The sequence below is a fragment of the Parasphingopyxis sp. genome (assembly GCF_028279465.1).
Classification (GTDB): domain Bacteria; phylum Pseudomonadota; class Alphaproteobacteria; order Sphingomonadales; family Sphingomonadaceae; genus Parasphingopyxis.
Window position 1 is genome coordinate 124,515 of the sequence record NZ_JANQNS010000013.1, and the last position, 17,512, is coordinate 142,026.

Here is a 17,512-nt window from a genome sequence, read left to right on the forward strand (position 1 = left end):
TCCAGCGCTATAGCCGAACATCGTGCGCGCGGAACCCTCTGCACGATCATACGTGCAAGCTCTCTTGGCGGCTGCGTTCGGCTGCGCTAGAGGCATGGTTATGCGTATCCAGTTCCGCCCTGTGGCGATCATGCTTGCCGCTGTCGCCTTTGCCCCGCTTGCTTCGTGCGCCGGCCCGAGCGCCCAAACCCGCGCCGACCAGCAATATGTCGCCCGCGACGTCAACACGCTCTACAATCTCGGCAAGGACCGGCTCGACCGGAACCAGTATAGCATTGCCGCGGCGATCTTCTCCGAAGTCGAGCGCCAGCATCCCTATTCGCCCTGGGCGCGGCGGGCGCAGTTGATGGGTGCGTTCAGCTTCTATCTGGCGCAGGAATATCCCGAAGCGATATCGTCCGCGCGCCGCTTCCTCTCAATCCATCCCGGCAACCGCGATGCGCCCTATGCTTATTATCTGATCGCGGTCAGCTATTATGAGCAGATTTCCGACGTCACCCGCGATCAATCCGTGACGCGCCAGGCGCAGGCCGCGCTCAACGAGGTCGTGCGCCGCTATCCCGACAGCGTCTATGCCGCCGATGCGCGGTTGAAGCTCGATCTGGTCAACGATCATCTCGCGGGCAAGGAGATGGAGATCGGCCGTTTCTACCAGCGCCGGCGGCAATGGCTGGCTGCGACCGTGCGTTTCCGTAATGTCGTCGACAGTTTCGATACGACGACGCACGCTCCTGAGGCGCTGATGCGGCTGACGGAAAGCTATCTCGCGCTCGGTATCGTCGAGGAAGCGCGCCGCGCTGCCGCCGTGCTCGGCAACAATTATCCCGAATCGCGCTGGTACGAACGGGCTTATGACCTGATGCGGCGGCACGGTAATCCGGCGGCCAGCGAGAGCTAAGGCCACTGGCCTGATCGCCAGAATCCGTTAAAAGCCGGACCATGCTCACCGGCCTTTCCATTCGCGATGTTGTCCTGATTGAAGCGCTCGACCTTCGCTTCGAGAATGGTCTCGGTGCGCTGACCGGGGAAACAGGGGCGGGCAAATCCATACTGCTCGATGCGCTGGGTCTGGCGCTTGGTGTGCGGGCCGATAGCGGACTCGTGCGGCAGGGCGCCGAACGCGCGGTCGTCAGCGCGACTTTCGATATCCCGGCCAGCCATCCGGCGGGCGCGCTGCTGACCGAGAGCGGTCTGGATGCCGAACCCGGCGAGCCGCTGATCCTCCGCCGGATCGTCAAAGCGGATGGCGGGAGCCGCGCCAGTGTCAATGATCAGCCCGTATCCGCCGCCTTGTTACGCGAGATTGGTGGGCTGCTCGTCGAAATTCACGGCCAGCATGACGATCGCGGGCTTCTCAACGCCAAGGGCCATCGCGCGCTGCTTGATGCGTTCGGCGGTGTGGATCTGACGAAGACTGGCAAGGCCTGGAGCGATTGGCGGACAGCCGAGTCAGTGTTGGCTGATGCACGGGCAGAGGTGGAAGAAGCCGAACGCGACCGGGATTTTCTTGATCATGCCGTGAAGGAATTGCGGGCGCTGGCGCCGCAGCCGGGCGAGGAGGCCGAGCTCGCCGAGGCCCGCGCGACAATGCAGAAGGGCGACCGGATTTCCGGCGACCTTGCCGAAATTACCGAGCTGCTCGACGGGTCGGAAGGCAGCCTCGCCAAGCTACGCCAGGCCGCGCGCCGGGCGGACCGGATCGCGGGCGAGCATGAAGTATTGGGCGAAGCTCTGGCCGCGCTCGACCGGGCGCTGATCGAGGCCGATCTTGCGGAGGAGAAGCTCGCCGAAGCTGCGCATATCCTCGCCTTCGACCCGGCGCGGCTGGACGAAGCGGAAACGCGACTGTTCGATATCCGCGCGCTGGCCCGGAAGCATCGCGTGGAGCCCGATGCGCTCCCGGCACTGGCCGAGGAGATGGCAGCGAAGCTTGAGCGGATCGAAGCCGGCGGCGCGCATCTGGCGAAGCTGGAAGCCGACGTTGCGGCCAAGCGCGATGCCTATATCGCGGCGGCTGAGGCGCTACATGCGAAACGCGCGAAATCGGCCAAGGCGCTGGACAAGGCGGTCGCCGCCGAACTCGCACCGCTCAAACTCGATGCCGCGCAATTCCGCACGTCGGTCGAAACGCTGGACGAGAGCGAATGGACAGCGGCGGGACAAGATCGGGTTGCCTTCGAAATCTCGACCAATCCCGGCGCGCCCTTCGGTCCGCTGGGGAAGATCGCGTCGGGCGGCGAACTCTCCCGCTTCATCCTCGCATTGAAGGTCGCGCTGGCCGAACAGGGCGGTGCGGGCACGATGATCTTCGACGAAATCGACCGCGGTGTCGGGGGCGCCGTGGCGAGCGCGATCGGCGAAAGGCTGGCCCGGCTGGCCGAAGGCACGCAGCTCCTCGTCGTCACCCACAGCCCCCAGGTCGCCGCCCGCGCCGGCCATCAATGGCAGATCGCGAAAACGAGCGACGGCCTCGTGACGCGCACGAGCGTCCAGCGTCTGGACGAAGGCGAACGCCGCGAGGAAATCGCGCGGATGCTGTCGGGCGCGGAGATTACGGACGAGGCGCGTGCGCAGGCGGATCGCCTGCTGGAGGGGGTGTGATGACTTTTAGTGAGGGCGCTGCCTTATATGCTGCTGCCCTGTCCACAATCTTAGCAATGATTTCTTTGTTACGTTGGCTCGCCGATTACCGACCGTTTCGCTTGAACACGCCCGCCGAGGCTTTTTTGCCAAGCTCTTCGGTAGAGGCGCACTTAACGAACATGAGTAAGTTTCAAATCGCAGTTGATGGAATCTGGCTAGGCTATGCGTTTAGGCCGTGGTTCAATCCCTTCCGGCGCAAGATGCTGCAGGCAGTATCGATGTCCGGCTTTGATCTTGATACAAATGAAGATTTCACAATTGAGACAAAGGTTTTCCAACCCGCTAGCCATATTTTCGCTGGTTACGTCGGTCGAGAGCGTTTTCAGTATCGGTCAAAACTTTTCGATAAATCGGGCTTTGACCATCGGCTTGGTGTAGCCATTGAACATTCTCTATCGAGCAGACCGCAAATATTGCTCTACAAGCCATGAACTTGGAAGAAATCTCGGAACTTGGTGATGAAGACCTTTTCTTTTCAGAGCTGGGTGAATGATGCCGGATATTGTCAATCTCTCAGAAGTCGATGCCGCGAACGAACTCATGCGGCTGGCGAAGCAGATCGCCAAGCATAACCGGCTTTATCATGCCGAGGATTCGCCCGAAATTTCGGACGCCGACTATGACGCGCTCGTCCGCCGCAATGCGGAGCTGGAGGCGCAGTTCCCGCATCTTGTACGCGAGGACAGCCTGTCGAAACAGGTCGGCGCGGCGGTCGCGGCATCGCCGCTGTCCAAGGTCCAGCATGAGCAGCGCCTCTATTCGCTCGATAACGGATTTTCGGACGAGGATATCGCCGAATGGGTGGCGCGTGTCCGCCGCTATCTAAACCTTGCCGAGGATGAGCCGGTCGCGATTACGGCCGAAGACAAGATCGACGGGCTGTCGCTCTCGATCCGCTATGAGGATCGCAAACTCGTGCTCGCCGCGACGCGGGGGGATGGGCAGGTCGGCGAAGATGTGACAGCCAATGCCCGCACCATCGCCGATATTCCCGAAACGCTGCCTGCCGGTCCGCCCGATGTCTTCGAGGTGCGCGGCGAGGTCTATATGTCGAAACAGGCTTTTGCCGATCTCAATGCGCGGCAGGAGGAGGCCGAGGAGAAGATTTACGCCAATCCGCGCAACGCCGCCGCCGGCTCGCTGCGCCAGCTCGATGCGGAGGTGACCGAAAGTCGCAACCTCAATTTCCTCGCCCATGGCTGGGGCGTGGCGAGCGATGTGCCGGGTGATACGCAGATGGCGGTGATGGAAGCGCTCAAGGGCTGGGGCATTCCCGTGTCGGACCGGCTCGTGCGGGTGGAAACGCTCGATGCACTGCTCGATCACTACCGCGCAATCGAAAGCGACCGGGCGGAGATGCTCTACGATATCGACGGCGTCGTCTATAAGATCGACCGGCTGGACTGGCAGGCGCGGCTCGGCTTCGTCGCCAAGGCGCCGCGCTGGGCGCTCGCGCATAAATTTCCGGCCGAGCGCGCCGAAACGACATTGGAAGCTATTGATATCCAGGTCGGACGGACGGGTAAGCTGACGCCCGTCGGGCGGCTGACGCCGGTCACGGTTGGCGGTGTGGTCGTCTCCAATGTCACGCTTCACAATCATGACGAGATCGAGCGGCTGGGCGTGCGCCCGGGCGACCGGGTCGTGGTGCAACGAGCGGGCGACGTCATCCCCCAGGTCGTCGAGAATCTGACGCGCGACGAAAAGCGTGAACCCTACGCGTTTCCCGATCATTGCCCGGCCTGTGGTTCAGAAGCCGTGGCCGGGGAGGGCGAAGTCGATGTGCGCTGCACGGGCGGCCTGATCTGCCCGGCGCAGCGTGTTCAGCGGCTGATCCATTTCGTCAGCCGGGTCGCGCTCGATATCGACGGGCTCGGCGAAAAGAGCATCGTCGAATTTTACGAACTCGGCTGGCTCGAAAAGGGTCCGGCCGATATTTTCAGGCTGCATGAGAAACGCGAGGAATTGCTGGCGCGCGAAGGCTGGCAGGAGAAATCGGTCGATAACCTGCTTGCGGCTATCGAGGCGCGGCGCGAGCCCGATGCGGCGCGCCTGCTATTCGGCCTCGGCATCCGCCATATCGGTGCAGTCACGGCGCGCGACCTGCTCAAAGGGCTGGGCGATATTCGCACGCTGCCGGAAAAGGGACGCGAAATATACGCCTATCGGCGGGACAATCCGCAGGGCGAAGACGAATCCGACGGCAAATATCGCGACCGGCTGACCGAAGCGGTCAAGGCGATCCTCGAAGTCAGCACGGATGGCATCGGCACGGCCGCCGGTTTCGCGCTCGCCGATTTCTTCCACGAAGCGCATAACCGGGCGGCGTGGGACGATCTGTTCGGCGAGGTCGATCCGCCGCTCTATGAGGTCGAAGTCACCGAGAGTGCGGTGTCGGGCAAGACGATCGTGTTCACCGGCAAGCTCGAAACGATGAGCCGTGATGAGGCGAAGGCGCAGGCCGAGCGGTTGGGCGCCAAGGCGGCGGGCTCGGTGTCCGCGAAAACCGATCTGCTCGTCGCGGGCCCCGGCGCCGGGTCGAAGCTCAAAAAAGCCGCCGATCTCGGCATCGAGGTCATCGACGAAGCGGGGTGGGCAGAGATTGTGCGGTCGGCCGGTTAAATTTCGTCACCGGTCTGGCTGGGATGGAACACGAGCGAATAGTGCAGCCCGGTCTTCGTCAGAGTGCGTTCGGCATGCCCGCCGAGTTGCGACGGGACCACGACATCCATGATTTCCGATCCAAAGCCCTTGGTTCCGGCGGCTTCGATCGGGGATGCGACGGTTTCGGTCCAATCGAACCGAAGCGCGGGCGGGTCTGTTTCATCCTGCCACGACCAGCGTACGGAAAGCTTGCCCCTCTCGTCGCGCAGCGCGCCATATTTCGAGGCGTTGGTTGCGAGTTCGTGGATCGCGAGCGAGAGCGTTTGCACCTGTTTCGCCGATAGCATGACGCGCGGACCCTCGATCTCGACATCGGCTTCGGCGTTGATAAAGGATTTGAGCGCACTGCTGACCAGCGCTTTTAGCGTCATCCCGTCCCATTTGTTGCTGGCTAGCTGTTCGTGGGTGACGGCCATCGCGCCGAGCCGGGCATCGAACCGATCCAGAAAATCCGCGATCGTGATGCTGTGCTTCGCGGTTCGGCGGCCGATACTGGCCACGATCGACAGCAGATTCTTGACCCGATGGTCGAGCTCGCGGGAGATGATCGCATTGCGGCGCTCGGCGAGTATCTCCCCGGTGACGTCCTGCGCCATCTGCAACATGCCGACAATCTCACCGCTCTGGTTGCGATAGGGGCGCTGGATCGTCGTCCAATAGACGTCGCGCGGTTTCCCATCGGCATCGACGATACGAAACAGCTTGCCCTCGGTTCGCGTCTCTTCGCCGGCCAGCGTGCGGGCGAACTGTGCCTTGAAATGCGCCTCGCGCTCGGGCTTTTCGGGAAAAACATCGAACACATAGCGACCGATAAGGTCTTCGGCGTTGGCCCCGGTCACGCTGAGATAGGCCTGGTTGCAGGCCACGAAGCGCAAGTCGCGATCGAGCATCATCAGGGACGCAGGAAGCTGATCGAACAACTCCGCAAAATCGATGTCTGCGGCAGAGGAGGCTAAGTCCCGGGATTCGCGAAGCCCGGTCATATCAGCGGCAATTGGTTCGAATACACCCAAATCACTTACTCGTTACGGGGTAAAAACAATAGTCTTCATCATGCAACCTATCCTGCAGACCGTAAATCTTACGCTAACGGGTATCGCCAATCCATCGCATGACTCCGGTGTTGAACGGCGTCCATATGCCGATCCGCACGTCAGCATTGCGCAGGATCGAGCCGGTCCATTCGTTGCAGGTGCGGAACGCCGTATAGCGGCCATGGGCCTCGTAGAAGACATCGTTGGGACCGTACGCGCCGGCTGGCTGGGAGTTTCCATCCGCATCGAGCGCGAACTGGGCGCGGATCGCGGTGGCGATCTGATTATATTGCTCCGGCGTCACGGTCAGCGGCCGGAGGTCGTCGGCGACCTGCGGTGCGGCGATATGATCGACATGGACGAGACTCGCTTCGCTGCCGAACAGTGCCGCGACTGCTGTTGACGGACGCAGATCGGCCCAGGTCGGCGTTTCGAGATAGAAGGCGCGATCGCCCCAGCCGAAGAGCAGCCAGTCGCTGAAATAGCGCGGATCGGCCAGATGCTCGGGGCGGATCAGGTCGCTCCAGTCGGCAAGCGCATTGCGGCGCGGGAGGACGAGCCCGGTATGGATACCATTGTCATGGACATAGATGGTGACGCCGTTTTCCGGTTCGCGCCAGTCGCCATTGGCGGGGATCAGCGCGCCGCCCATACCGGCAAGCGGATAGACGAGCAGCAGCAGGCCGAATATCGCCAGAGCCCGGCCTAGGCCGCGCAACGCCCGTTTCATCGCCCGTCTCCGCTCAGTTTTTGACCTCGGTCATTCGTTCTTTACGTCCTTTGATGCTATATCGCCCGCATGACAGCTGAAACACATGTTTTCGAACGCCCGCCCGAGGGCGCCGCCGAAGATTGGTCGATCCCGCAGCAATGGGAGGATTATACCGCCGAAGAGCATGAAACCTGGGATATCTTGTTCGAGCGGCAGCTCAAGCAGCTGCCGGGCCGCGCGAGCCAGGCTTTTCTCGACGGGATCGACGTGCTCAATCTTTCGAAACCGGGCATCCCGGATTTCGAGGAACTGTCCGAGCGGCTGATGAACGCGACCGGCTGGCAGGTGATCGCCGTGCCCGGGCTCGTGCCCGACGATGTGTTCTTCGACCATCTGGCCAATCGCCGCTTTGTCGCCGGCAATTTCATCCGGGAGCGCGACCAGCTCGATTATCTCCAGGAGCCCGACGTCTTCCATGACGTTTTCGGCCATGTGCCGATGCTCGCGAACCCTGTGTTCGGTGATTATATGGAGGCTTATGGACGGGGCGGGTTGCGTGCGCTCGAATATGACAGCCTCGATCATCTCGCGCGGCTCTATTGGTATACGGTCGAGTTCGGATTGATCGACGAGCCGGAGGGCCTGCGCATCTATGGTTCGGGCATCGTATCGAGCCATGGCGAGAGCCTGTTCGCGCTGGACGATCCGAGCCCCAATCGGATTGGTTTCGACATGAAGCGGGTGATGCAAACCAATTACCGGATCGACGATTTCCAGCAGGTCTATTTCGTGATCCAGAGCTTCGAGGAGCTGTTGCGCGTGACGGTCGAGACCGACTTCGCACCGCTCTACGCGGAGCTTGAAGATTCGCGCGATTATGCGCCAGACGATGTTGCCGACGAAGACAGCGTGATTACGCGCGGGACGCAGGCCTATGCCCGCGAACGCGCCGCCGCTTCACCAGCCTGAGAATCGCCCATTCGCCGCGATCTAGCCGCTCGGCCAACCGAAAGCGCTGGCGGCGATAGGCGGCGATCACGGCTTCGGCCTGCGCATCAAGCAGCCCTGCGAGCACTAGCGTTCCGCGCGGCGCAACGGCGTTGCCAAAGGCCGGCGCCAGATTGATGAGCGGCCCGGCTAGGATATTGGCGATCAACAGATCGTATGGTGCCCGCGTTCGCAAACGCCGATGAACGAGGCCGGCAGTGCTGACGAGTTCGAGCATGCCCGGCGCTTTCCCAAGCGGAACGTCGTTGATCGCGGCATTCTGCCCGGCGACATCGATGGCCACCGGATCGATATCGGACGCAATCGCCCGCGCCCTTGGCCATAATGCAAGCGCGGCAAATGCGAGCAAGCCGGTGCCGGTTCCAATATCCGCGACATTGCGGAACCGGCGACCGGAGGCCTTAAGGCGATCGAGCAGAGCGAGGCAACCGGCGGTCGTCTCGTGATGGCCGGTCCCGAAGGCCTGTCCGGCATCGATTTCGAACGCGATGCTATCCGCCGGCACCGCATTGCTGTGGATCGGCGTGTGGACGAAAAACCGGCCCTCATGGATCGGCTCGAGCCCTTTCTGGCTGACCGCAACCCAGTCCCGGTCCTCGAGCTTGATGATCTCCGGTTCCGCGCCCGCCGCGCTGGGTACGAGATGCATCGCCGTGGCGATCGTATCGGCGGTCGGCTCGTCTTCGAAATAGATGTCGAGCTGCCATTCGTGGGGCCGGGCCGGATCGATCTCGCTCGTCATGAGAACGGGTACTGGCTCCATAAGCGCGAATGGCGCGATATCGTCTTTCAGGATTTCCGCTTCCGCGCGTGTGCAGGGCAGGGTGAGTTTCCAACTAGCGGACAAAGCTCGCCCCGTTGATATCGAGTACGGCTCCCGTCATCGACGGCGGAGCATCGAGCGCGCAGAAGCGGATCGTTTCCGCCACTTCCTCGGGCGTGGCGACCCGGCCGAGCGGAATATCGCGCAGTAACTGTTCGCCGCCGCGGCTTTCCAGATAATCCTCGGCCATACCGGTCATCGTAAAGCCCGGGCAGATCGCGAAAGCGAGGATATCCTCACTCGCATAGGCCCGCGCGATCGTCTTGGTCATCGCAACCATGCCGCCTTTGGACGCCGCATAGTGCCAATGGTCGGGGCTGTCGCCGCGATAGGCCGCCCGGCTCGCGATATTCACGATCCGCCCGCCACGATTTTCACGAAAGTGGAGGATCGCAAGGCGGCACAGTTCCGCGCTGGAGGTCAGGTTCACCCGCAATGTGCGTTCGAAATCTGCGCGCCAATCCGCATCGCTTTGGTCGATCGACGAAGCTTCGAAGATGCCAGCATTGTTGATCAGCACATCTATCCGCCCATCGAGCAGTTCGAGCGCGCGATGCCAAGCCTCTGCGGCCGCGCCCGGCGCGTCGAAGTCGGCCGCGACCGTCACATCGCCTTCGCATTGTGTTGCATGGCGGGCGAGGCGCGCTCCGGTTTCGGCGAGTCTGTCCGCGGCTGCCTTGCCGATGCCGCGGCGGGCGCCGGTGATGAAAATATGGGTGTCACTCGCGTCTTTCATCCGCCCTCGATAGGCGGACTGGCGGGCAAGCGAAAGCGCCCAAGAACGGAACGTTAGCCCTCGGCCATGCGGCGGACGAATTCGCCTGCCGCGCCGGTCAGCTTCTGCAGATGACCGTCCACTCCGTGAAAGCCTTCCGACACGCGGCTGATATCCGATGAGACGCTTTCGCTGTCCTCGCGGATCGCCGCAATCGTGCCAGACATGGAATCGGCGGCGAGCGCCGTTTCGTCAACAGCGGCGGTAATCGTCGTCACCGTCTGCGCCTGTTGCTCCATCGCCTGTCTGATACGGGTGGCCGAGGCCTGAACCTCGTTGACCGTCGCCCGGATCGACTCATTGGTCTCGACGGTCTGGGCGGTGGCCGACTGGATGGCAGCGATCTTGTTGGCGATATCGTCGGTGGCCTGCGCCGTCTGATTGGCGAGGCTTTTCACTTCCTGCGCGACGACTGCGAAGCCGCGCCCCGCATCGCCGGCCCGCGCGGCTTCGATGGTGGCGTTGAGCGCCAGCAAATTTGTCTGACCCGCCACGTCGCGGATCAGTCCGAGGATGGATTCGATGGATACCGTATGTTCGGACAGCGCCTCGCTGACGCGCACAGCTTCCTGCGCCTGTTCCGATGCCCGTGTTGCGACGTCGGCCGATGTCTCGACCTCGCTGCGTGCCTCTTCGATAGCCCGGATCAGGCCGGCGGCGGTCTGCGCGGCCTCGCGCATGGCGATCGCCGATTGTTCGGCCGCAGCTGCAACTTCGGACGCCTTGCCGAGCATACCTTGTACCGATTGCGAGGCATCGTCGGTATTGGCGATCACGGCCATACTGTCCTCGGTCGCATCCTTGACGGTCTGTTCGATCTTTTCCCGGAAGATCCGCGTGCTTTCCTGCCGCTTGTCCTCTTCCTGCTTGAACAGAATCTCGTTGATGAAGGAGGAGGTGATTTCGAACTCGAGCGCGGAAAACTGGAAATAGGCTCGGGTGAGGCGGAGTCGCTCTTCCGGATCGTCCTGGGTGCCTTCGTCGATCAGCTTGAGCACATCGCCATTTACGAAGGACAGCGCCGCAAATAGCTCTTTCGGAGAAATGCCGGCTGCGAGAATGCGCTCGGCATGCTTTTGGGCGATATCGATCCAGCGCCGTTCCATCGGGCGGTGCATTTTTTCGACGCTATATTCGGTGGAATAGCCGATCGCCTTTTCGAGCTGTTCGCTGCTCATCGCCCCGAGCGAAGGGTTGAGTGCGATAAATCGATCCCAGAATTCTTTGGCGAGCACGCGCTCCTTGCCGTCGACAAGATTGCCGATGCGCTTGATATCGGTTTCCAGGCTGCCGTCATGGTCAAAAACGGCAATATGGTCCGTGATGTTCATCTGTGTATCGCCCGCATTAAATTTGCAGGAGATGCTAGTAGAAGCGATTGGTTAAGGGCGCGTTAGCCTTGTGCGTACTGCCCCAAAGCCCAGCTTGCATGCATAGGCCGTTCGTCTAAGAGGAACCCCACATTGGGAAAGCCATAGAGACTATAATGTCACGCAACCATTCTCGCCCGTTATCGCCGCATCTCACCCATTGGCGATGGGGCGCCAATATGCTGGTGTCTATCCTGCACAGAATTACCGGATTCGGCCTGGCTATTGTCGGTGGGCTGATATTTGCGGGATGGTTGCTATCGGCCGCGAGCGGCGAAGAGACCTATAACTGGTTTCTGGGCCTGTTCACTGTCGAAAGTGGTGCGATCAACATCGTCGGTGCGGTGTTCGGAATCGGTCTCACATGGGCGTTTTTCACGCATCTTTTCAATGGGCTGCGCCATTTCGTTCTGGATGCGGGCGCGGGTTATGAGCTGAACACTAACCGGACCTGGTCGATTGCCGTTGTCGCCGGCGCCATTCTCGCGACTGTAGCCCTGTGGGCATGGCTGTTGTGGCCGACGATTGGCGCGCTAGTCGGAGGAGAAGGTTGATGGGTACGGGGCTCGGCCGTGTTCGCGGTCTCGGTTCGGCGAAACAGGGCACGCATCACTGGTGGATGCAGCGGCTGACGGCGGCGGGGAATGTGCTCCTGATGAGCTGGTTCGTCGTATCGCTGCTGCGCCTGCCGGACCTTTCCCACGCGGTCGTCACCGAGTGGCTGTCGAAACCTCTGGTCGCGATCGCGATGATCCTGCTTGCGGGCAATGTTTTCTGGCATTTGCGGCTCGGCCTGCAGGTCTTCATCGAGGATTATGTGCATAACGAAGCCTCGAAGCTCGGGTTGCTCGTGCTGCTCAATTTCTTCGCGGTCGGGGCGGGCGCAATCGCCATCTTCTCCATCGCCAGAATCGCTTTCGGGGGCGCCGTATAATGGCCGACGCGTACAAGATTATCGACCATACATACGACTCCGTCGTCGTGGGTGCCGGCGGTTCGGGCCTGCGCGCGACGATGGGCAGCGCGGAAGCGGGCCTCAAAACGGCGTGCATCACCAAGGTCTTTCCGACGCGCTCACACACGGTTGCGGCGCAGGGCGGGATTGCCGCATCGCTCGGCAACAATACGCCCGATCACTGGACTTGGCATATGTACGATACCGTCAAGGGATCGGACTGGCTCGGCGATCAGGACGCGATCGAATATCTGGTCCGCGAGGCGCCGCAAGCGGTCTACGAGCTCGAACATGCCGGTGTGCCGTTTTCGCGCAACGATGACGGCACCATCTATCAGCGCCCCTTTGGCGGCCATATGCAGAATATGGGTGAAGGCCCGCCCGTTCAGCGCACCTGCGCCGCGGCCGACCGGACCGGTCATGCCATGCTCCACGCGCTCTATCAGCAGAGCTTGAAGTATGACGCCGATTTCTTCATCGAATATTTCGCGATCGACCTGATCATGGTGGACGGCGAGTGCCGGGGCGTCATTGCCATGTGCCTCGAAGACGGATCGATCCACCGCTTCCGCTCGCAGGCGGTCGTCCTCGCGACCGGCGGTTATGGCCGCGCCTATTTCAGCGCGACGAGCGCGCATAGCTGCACGGGCGACGGTGGAGGCATGGTGCTGCGCGCCGGACTGCCGCTGCAGGATATGGAATTCGTCCAGTTCCACCCGACCGGAATCTATGGCGCGGGCGTGCTGATCACAGAAGGTGCGCGTGGCGAGGGTGGTTATCTGACGAATTCCGAGGGCGAACGCTTCATGGAGCGTTACGCGCCGTCAGCGAAAGACCTCGCCTCGCGCGATGTCGTTTCGCGCTGCATGGCGACGGAAATCCGCGAAGGCCGCGGGGTCGGCGACGAGAAAGACCATATCTTTCTCCACCTCGACCATATCGATCCGAACGTGCTGGCCCAGCGCCTGCCGGGTATTACCGAAACCGGCAAGATTTTCGCGGGCGTCGATCTGACGCGTCAGGCGCTGCCCGTCGTCCCGACCGTGCATTACAATATGGGCGGTATTCCCTGTAACTATTGGGGCGAGGTCGTAAACCCAACGGCGGACGATCCGGATGCTGTCGTGCCCGGGCTCTACGCAGTCGGTGAGGCGGCGTGCGTGTCCGTGCATGGCGCCAATCGACTTGGCTCCAACTCGCTTATCGATCTCGTCGTGTTCGGCCGGGCGACCGGCTTACGCCTCAAGGACAAGCTGGAAGCGGGTGCGTCGCAAAAGCCGCTGCCGGACGATAGCGCCGATATGGCGCTCGAGCGGCTCGACCATTTTCGTCATGCCGATGGCAGCACGCCGACCGCCGAGCTGCGGCTCGATATGCAGAAGACGATGCAGGCGCACGCCGCCGTGTTCCGCGATACGAAGCTGCTCGACGAGGGCGTCGAGAAGATGGCAGCAGTCAATGCGAAGCTTGCCGATGTCCGCGTCAGCGACCGTTCGCTGATCTGGAACACCGACCTTATTGAGACGCTCGAGCTCAATAACCTGATGTCCCAGGCCGTGGTTACCATGGCCAGCGCCGCCAACCGCAAGGAAAGCCGCGGCGCGCACATGCACGAAGACTATCCAGATCGCGACGACGAAAACTGGATGAAGCACACGGTCACGACCTTTGCCGGCTGGGGCGGCAAGGACGGCACTGTCGATATCGATTACCGCCCCGTTCATGATTTCACGCTGACCGACGAAGCGGACTATATCGAGCCCAAGGCGCGGGTGTATTGAGAGAAGACGACCATTTAGAAGAATACGAAGGCAATAAGCTTTGGTTTCGGTTTATTGTTTTCTTCATGGTCATGATCTTTATCTGGATGAACTGGACGGCTTTCTCCAGACAGGCCGAAATCCGCCATTTGCAGACATCGGGCACGTCGACCACAGCGATTGTCACAGAAAGAATATTAAAGAGATGTCGCGGCATCCGCTGTAGTTCACCAGTGTATTTTCGAGGATCGATTGGAAGCGAAGCGTATCAAGATTTCCAATCTCGTTGCGGCAGAGCGTGTTGGAGAATCATTCGCTACCGCTTTGAGCATGAGGGGCGGACGCATTTCGGAACAGAGCCAGTTAAGATCGCAGCTTTCGAGCGCTTGTCTGAGGGAAGAAGCGTTAATGTACTTTACGATCCTAGGCGTCCGGATATGTCTCAATTTATCAATACGAATAGGAACTCCGTACTATTTTGGGTAACTATAGCAGTAGATTCTCTAGTTTTTGTTTTGGCATTATTATTTTTGCCTCGACAAGCCTCGAAAACCATATTGTTCATACTGTTAATTTTTGCCTGGATGTACTTTTTTATATTCAGGCATATTTGGTGAAATGTTGATTTTATCTATATCGTGCGCCTGGACTAAATCGGTCGAATCCCTGCAGGGCAGCAATATGGCTTCCATCTCAAGCCGAAATGCGCTTGAACATAAAGTTACTATGCCCGGCGCGCCTTTCGATCTGATCTGTCCGCCATATTTTTGCGGTAGGTGTTTTGGCACCGGGGCCGAAACCTAGTGGCCTGGCCGGCATGGATCGTTTCCGCGCTGGCGCATCCGGAAGTTCGGCGCGTGGGTGTCGAGGCGGCGACCAAGGCAGGCGGTATGCTGGCCGAGCGGCTGGGCAAACGCAAAGGCGGCACCGAAATTCTGCCCCCGGAAGAGGGCCAGCCCTCCGATGCGGATCTGCTGCGCGAAGCGATGGAAAGCCTGCCGACCAAGCAGGAATTGGCCGAAGCGATTGCCGCGCTCGATGCGCAGAGCGAAGCGCGGGTGGCGCGCCTGCGCGGCACGGTTATCCTGTTAGCTATCGCACAGTTCGTCGCGTTGGCTGTGCTGATCGCAGTGCTGATCTAGCGCGCTTGCCCGCGTGCGGTTTTTGGTCCTCGGCGAAACCCTGTGATATCTGGCGCCGAGGGAGATAAGTTGCGATGAAGAGTATGAGTATTCCGCGTACCGCCTGTCTGTTGCCGATCGCGTTGGCGCTTGCCGCCTGCGCCCATAGCGGCGCCAATTATGAGCCCATTGTCGATGGGCCGGTGGGCGGAAAATATTATGCCGATCTGGAGGATTGTCAGGCGCTGGCGCGCTCGCCGCAGATCGACCGGCATGTCGACAATAATGCGCTCGCGGGCGCCGCGGTCGGCGGGGTCATCGGCGCTATCGAGGATGATTCGGTTGGCGGTGCGCTTGTTGGCGCGGCCCTGGGCGCGCTGATCGGCGGGATCGGCGGATCGGCGGAAGCCAATGCCGTGCGCGAGGATGTCATTATCGACTGTATGCTCGATCGCGGGCATCCGGTGGTCGGCTAGGAGGGTAGCAGTGTCGCCTGTTCACAAGCTGGCACTGTTTGCCGTAACCGCTGCTATTGCATGGGTTGCACCGCCTGTTTCCGCGCAATCGGATACTGACCCCGCTGTCAGCCATACCCGGCCGCTGCCGTCCTTTCTGTCGCGTGTCCAGCCGCATGAAGCCGTGCTTGGCGCCAATGCCGGTACGGAGTTTGCCTACGATATCGATCCGGACGATGCGCTGGCCGATCACCGTCGCCTCACCGATGCTCTTGCGGCTCTGGCGCCGCAGCGGCCGGGCACCGTGGACGCCTATGTCCTGTCGATAGCGCTGGACAGCGATCCCGTATTCGGCCGCGAAGCGCGCGAGGCAGCACGGGTATTGGCCCGGCGCTACGGCGCCGACTATCGCGTGATCACCCTGGCCGCGCCGGATGGCAACGGCGATGCGAGCCTGCCGCACGGCTCGCTGACCGCTCTGTCGATAACGCTGGCCCGGATTGCCGAGCTGATGGACCCGGCCGAGGATGTGCTGATCTTCTATGCGACCAGTCACGGCCTGCCGGAAGGCATCGTCTATTATTATGGTGATCAGGGGTATGGCACCATGTCGCCGCTGCGCCTGTCGACGATTATGGGTCAGCTGCGCATCGCAAACCGGCTGATCATCATGAATGCCTGTTTTTCCGGTAACTTTGTGCGCGGCCTGTCCTCGCCGACGAGTGTGGTCGTTTCCGCCGCTGCGGCCGATCGCACCTCGTTCGGCTGCACGCCGACCAATGACTGGACCTATTTCGGTGACGCCTTCATCAATCGGTCGCTAAGGCGATCGCAACCGCTGGCCGACGCGTTCGAGCAAGCGCGGATCAAGATCACGCAATGGGAATCCGATATCGGCATGACGCCATCAGAGCCGCAGATCGCCATCGGGCGGCAGTCCGGCACTTGGCTGGACGTGCTGGAAGGCCAAATGCCGCAAAGTGCGACGGCGCCGGTCGGAAGGCCCGCGAACGCGGATGCGCGGCCAGCGAGGCGCTAGCGCCAGCGCAGATTGTCCCGGCCAAGCGCGCCGACACTCTTGACGCCCATCAGCTTCATGTCCCGCTCGATCTCTGAGCGCAGATTACCGAGTGCGCGTTCGACGCCGGCCTGCCCGGCCGCGGCCAGCGCATAGAGATACAGCCGCCCCCCGGAACAGGCTTTTGCGCCGACGCTGAGCGCTTTCAGCACATGGCTGCCGCGCCGGATGCCGCCATCGCAGATTACGTCGAGCCGGTCGCCGACTGCATCGACAATCTCGGCCAATTGGTCGAACGGTGCGCGGCTGCCGTCGAGCTGCCGCCCGCCATGGTTGGACACCATGATGGCCGTTGCGCCAATATCGGCGGCGCGTTTCGCGTCCTCGACTGACATGATACCTTTCAAGCAGAATTCGCCGCCCCAATCGGCGCGAATCTGCTCGGCCATGGTCCAGTCGAGCGTCTGGTCAAGCATGGTGGTAAAGTAATCGCCGATTGAGAGGGCGACACTGCTGCCTTCACCGATATGGCCGGAAAGATTGGGCAGCTCGAACTTCTCGCGGAACAGGTAATTGAGCCCCCAACCCGGCTTGGCCGCATAGCTGAGGAAGGATCGCGGTGTGATGCGCGGCGGGGACGTAAACCCGGTGCGCAGGCAGCGTTCGCGGTTGCCGCCGACGATCGTGTCCACGGTGAGCGTGAGCGCGTCGAACTCTGCCGCCTTGCACTGCTCGACCATGGCGCGGTTCAGCCCCTTGTCCTTGTGGACGTAGAGCTGGAACATTTTGGGGCTCGATATGGTCGCGCCGATCTCCGCGATGCCGACCGTCGCAAGCGATGAGATCCCGAAATAGGTGCCGAATCTCTCCGCCGCCCGGCCCACGGCTCGCTCGCCACGCCAGTGGAACAGACGCTGCAGCGCTGTCGGCGACAGGAATAGCGGCATATCGATCGTCCGGCCCAAGACCGTGGTCGTCAGATCGACCTCTTCGGCGCCCGACAATATGTTGGGAACGAGGTCACATTCCTCATACGCCTGTGTGTTGCGAGCAAGCGTGCGCTCATCGTCCGCCCCGCCATCAATATAATGGAAAACTGGGCCGGGCAGCCGGCGCTTTGCCAGCGTCCGGAAGTCGTCGAAATTGTGACAATCGATCAATCGCATGGCCGCGT

General features: G+C 61.4%; 17 protein-coding genes. 11 read left to right on the forward strand and 6 right to left on the reverse strand.

Going from position 1 to position 17,512, the window contains the following annotated elements:
* Nucleotides 1–100: 100 nt before the first annotated feature.
* The 4 genes from Q0974_RS07260 to ligA all read left to right on the forward strand — a co-directional run bounded on the left by Q0974_RS07260 (nucleotide 101) and on the right by ligA (nucleotide 5,265).
* Complete coding sequence (locus tag Q0974_RS07260; RefSeq protein WP_299324333.1) at nucleotides 101–898, forward strand: outer membrane protein assembly factor BamD; 798 nt, start codon at nucleotides 101–103, stop codon at nucleotides 896–898.
* A 41-nt stretch (nucleotides 899–939) separates the two neighbouring features.
* Nucleotides 940–2,601 (forward strand): DNA repair protein RecN, encoded by a 1,662-nt coding sequence (gene recN / locus Q0974_RS07265; protein WP_299324336.1) that lies wholly within the window; start codon nucleotides 940–942, stop codon nucleotides 2,599–2,601.
* Entirely contained in the window at nucleotides 2,601–3,074 is a 474-nt protein-coding gene (locus Q0974_RS07270) for a hypothetical protein (protein ID WP_299324338.1), read from the forward strand. Before recN ends, Q0974_RS07270 begins: the two co-directional genes overlap by 1 nt.
* A 61-nt stretch (nucleotides 3,075–3,135) precedes the next feature.
* Nucleotides 3,136–5,265 carry an NAD-dependent DNA ligase LigA gene (ligA, locus tag Q0974_RS07275; protein ID WP_299326231.1) on the forward strand — a complete coding sequence of 710 codons (2,130 nt, stop codon included), beginning with the start codon at nucleotides 3,136–3,138 and terminating at the stop codon, nucleotides 5,263–5,265.
* Here the strand turns inward: ligA and Q0974_RS07280 are convergent.
* Nucleotides 5,262–6,290 carry an HWE histidine kinase domain-containing protein gene (locus tag Q0974_RS07280; RefSeq protein ID WP_299324341.1) on the reverse strand — a complete coding sequence of 343 codons (1,029 nt, stop codon included), beginning with the start codon at nucleotides 6,288–6,290 and terminating at the stop codon, nucleotides 5,262–5,264. The two genes, ligA and Q0974_RS07280, sit on opposite strands and share 4 nt — an antisense overlap.
* 103 nt (nucleotides 6,291–6,393) lie before the next feature.
* Nucleotides 6,394–7,071 carry a TIGR02117 family protein gene (locus Q0974_RS07285; protein ID WP_299324343.1) on the reverse strand — a complete coding sequence of 226 codons (678 nt, stop codon included), beginning with the start codon at nucleotides 7,069–7,071 and terminating at the stop codon, nucleotides 6,394–6,396.
* A 69-nt stretch (nucleotides 7,072–7,140) separates the two neighbouring features.
* On the opposite strand from Q0974_RS07285, the gene phhA reads away from it, so the two are divergent.
* The gene (gene phhA / locus Q0974_RS07290) at nucleotides 7,141–8,022 is read left to right on the forward strand and encodes a phenylalanine 4-monooxygenase (RefSeq protein ID WP_299324346.1); all 882 of its coding nucleotides are present in this window, start codon (nucleotides 7,141–7,143) and stop codon (nucleotides 8,020–8,022) included.
* Here phhA and Q0974_RS07295 read toward each other — a convergent pair.
* The 3 genes from Q0974_RS07295 to Q0974_RS07305 are packed head-to-tail and all read right to left on the reverse strand — an operon-like array spanning nucleotide 7,967 to nucleotide 10,990.
* A complete protein-coding gene (locus tag Q0974_RS07295) occupies nucleotides 7,967–8,908 on the reverse strand; it encodes a 50S ribosomal protein L11 methyltransferase (protein ID WP_299324348.1) in 942 nt (313 codons plus the stop codon). The two genes, phhA and Q0974_RS07295, sit on opposite strands and share 56 nt — an antisense overlap.
* Nucleotides 8,898–9,620, reverse strand: coding sequence for an SDR family oxidoreductase (locus Q0974_RS07300; protein ID WP_299324351.1), 723 nt, complete (start codon nucleotides 9,618–9,620; stop codon nucleotides 8,898–8,900). The genes Q0974_RS07295 and Q0974_RS07300 overlap by 11 nt, the downstream gene beginning before the upstream one ends.
* A gap of 53 nt (nucleotides 9,621–9,673) precedes the next feature.
* Complete coding sequence (locus Q0974_RS07305) at nucleotides 9,674–10,990, reverse strand: methyl-accepting chemotaxis protein (protein WP_299324353.1); 1,317 nt, start codon at nucleotides 10,988–10,990, stop codon at nucleotides 9,674–9,676.
* A 155-nt stretch (nucleotides 10,991–11,145) separates the two neighbouring features.
* Here Q0974_RS07305 and sdhC point away from each other — a divergent pair, with 155 nt between their 5' ends.
* The 6 genes from sdhC to Q0974_RS07335 all read left to right on the forward strand — a co-directional run bounded on the left by sdhC (nucleotide 11,146) and on the right by Q0974_RS07335 (nucleotide 16,359).
* A complete protein-coding gene (gene sdhC / locus Q0974_RS07310) occupies nucleotides 11,146–11,583 on the forward strand; it encodes a succinate dehydrogenase, cytochrome b556 subunit (protein WP_299324355.1) in 438 nt (145 codons plus the stop codon).
* Entirely contained in the window at nucleotides 11,583–11,963 is a 381-nt protein-coding gene (gene sdhD / locus Q0974_RS07315; protein ID WP_299324357.1) for a succinate dehydrogenase, hydrophobic membrane anchor protein, read from the forward strand. The genes sdhC and sdhD overlap by 1 nt, the downstream gene beginning before the upstream one ends.
* Entirely contained in the window at nucleotides 11,963–13,765 is a 1,803-nt protein-coding gene (gene sdhA / locus Q0974_RS07320) for a succinate dehydrogenase flavoprotein subunit (RefSeq protein ID WP_299324360.1), read from the forward strand. Before sdhD ends, sdhA begins: the two co-directional genes overlap by 1 nt.
* A 782-nt stretch (nucleotides 13,766–14,547) precedes the next feature.
* Nucleotides 14,548–14,886, forward strand: coding sequence for a hypothetical protein (locus tag Q0974_RS07325; protein WP_299324362.1), 339 nt, complete (start codon nucleotides 14,548–14,550; stop codon nucleotides 14,884–14,886).
* A 74-nt stretch (nucleotides 14,887–14,960) separates the two neighbouring features.
* On the forward strand, nucleotides 14,961–15,341 hold the full coding sequence (locus Q0974_RS07330; RefSeq protein ID WP_299324365.1) for a hypothetical protein: 381 nt from the start codon (nucleotides 14,961–14,963) through the stop codon (nucleotides 15,339–15,341).
* 10 nt (nucleotides 15,342–15,351) lie between these two features.
* Nucleotides 15,352–16,359, forward strand: a complete 1,008-nt coding sequence (locus Q0974_RS07335) for a C13 family peptidase (protein ID WP_299324367.1) — start codon at nucleotides 15,352–15,354, stop codon at nucleotides 16,357–16,359.
* On the opposite strand, the gene Q0974_RS07340 is transcribed toward Q0974_RS07335, so the two are convergent.
* Nucleotides 16,356–17,504: an alpha-hydroxy acid oxidase gene (locus Q0974_RS07340; RefSeq protein WP_299324370.1), complete on the reverse strand. Its 1,149-nt coding sequence runs from the start codon at nucleotides 17,502–17,504 to the stop codon at nucleotides 16,356–16,358. The two genes, Q0974_RS07335 and Q0974_RS07340, sit on opposite strands and share 4 nt — an antisense overlap.
* Nucleotides 17,505–17,512 lie beyond the last annotated feature (8 nt).

Coding starts and splice junctions, on each gene's coding strand:
- Q0974_RS07270 (WP_299324338.1), top strand. CDS start 2,601: ATGACTTTTAGTGAGGGCGCTGCCTTATATGCTGCTGCCCTGTCCACA.
- Q0974_RS07305 (WP_299324353.1), bottom strand. CDS start 10,990: ATGAACATCACGGACCATATTGCCGTTTTTGACCATGACGGCAGCCTG.
- sdhA (WP_299324360.1), top strand. CDS start 11,963: ATGGCCGACGCGTACAAGATTATCGACCATACATACGACTCCGTCGTC.
- Q0974_RS07260 (WP_299324333.1), top strand. CDS start 101: ATGCGTATCCAGTTCCGCCCTGTGGCGATCATGCTTGCCGCTGTCGCC.
- Q0974_RS07340 (WP_299324370.1), bottom strand. CDS start 17,504: ATGCGATTGATCGATTGTCACAATTTCGACGACTTCCGGACGCTGGCA.
- sdhC (WP_299324355.1), top strand. CDS start 11,146: ATGTCACGCAACCATTCTCGCCCGTTATCGCCGCATCTCACCCATTGG.
- phhA (WP_299324346.1), top strand. CDS start 7,141: ATGACAGCTGAAACACATGTTTTCGAACGCCCGCCCGAGGGCGCCGCC.
- Q0974_RS07280 (WP_299324341.1), bottom strand. CDS start 6,290: ATGACCGGGCTTCGCGAATCCCGGGACTTAGCCTCCTCTGCCGCAGAC.
- sdhD (WP_299324357.1), top strand. CDS start 11,583: ATGGGTACGGGGCTCGGCCGTGTTCGCGGTCTCGGTTCGGCGAAACAG.
- Q0974_RS07300 (WP_299324351.1), bottom strand. CDS start 9,620: ATGAAAGACGCGAGTGACACCCATATTTTCATCACCGGCGCCCGCCGC.
- ligA (WP_299326231.1), top strand. CDS start 3,136: ATGCCGGATATTGTCAATCTCTCAGAAGTCGATGCCGCGAACGAACTC.
- Q0974_RS07330 (WP_299324365.1), top strand. CDS start 14,961: ATGAAGAGTATGAGTATTCCGCGTACCGCCTGTCTGTTGCCGATCGCG.
- Q0974_RS07285 (WP_299324343.1), bottom strand. CDS start 7,071: ATGAAACGGGCGTTGCGCGGCCTAGGCCGGGCTCTGGCGATATTCGGC.
- recN (WP_299324336.1), top strand. CDS start 940: ATGCTCACCGGCCTTTCCATTCGCGATGTTGTCCTGATTGAAGCGCTC.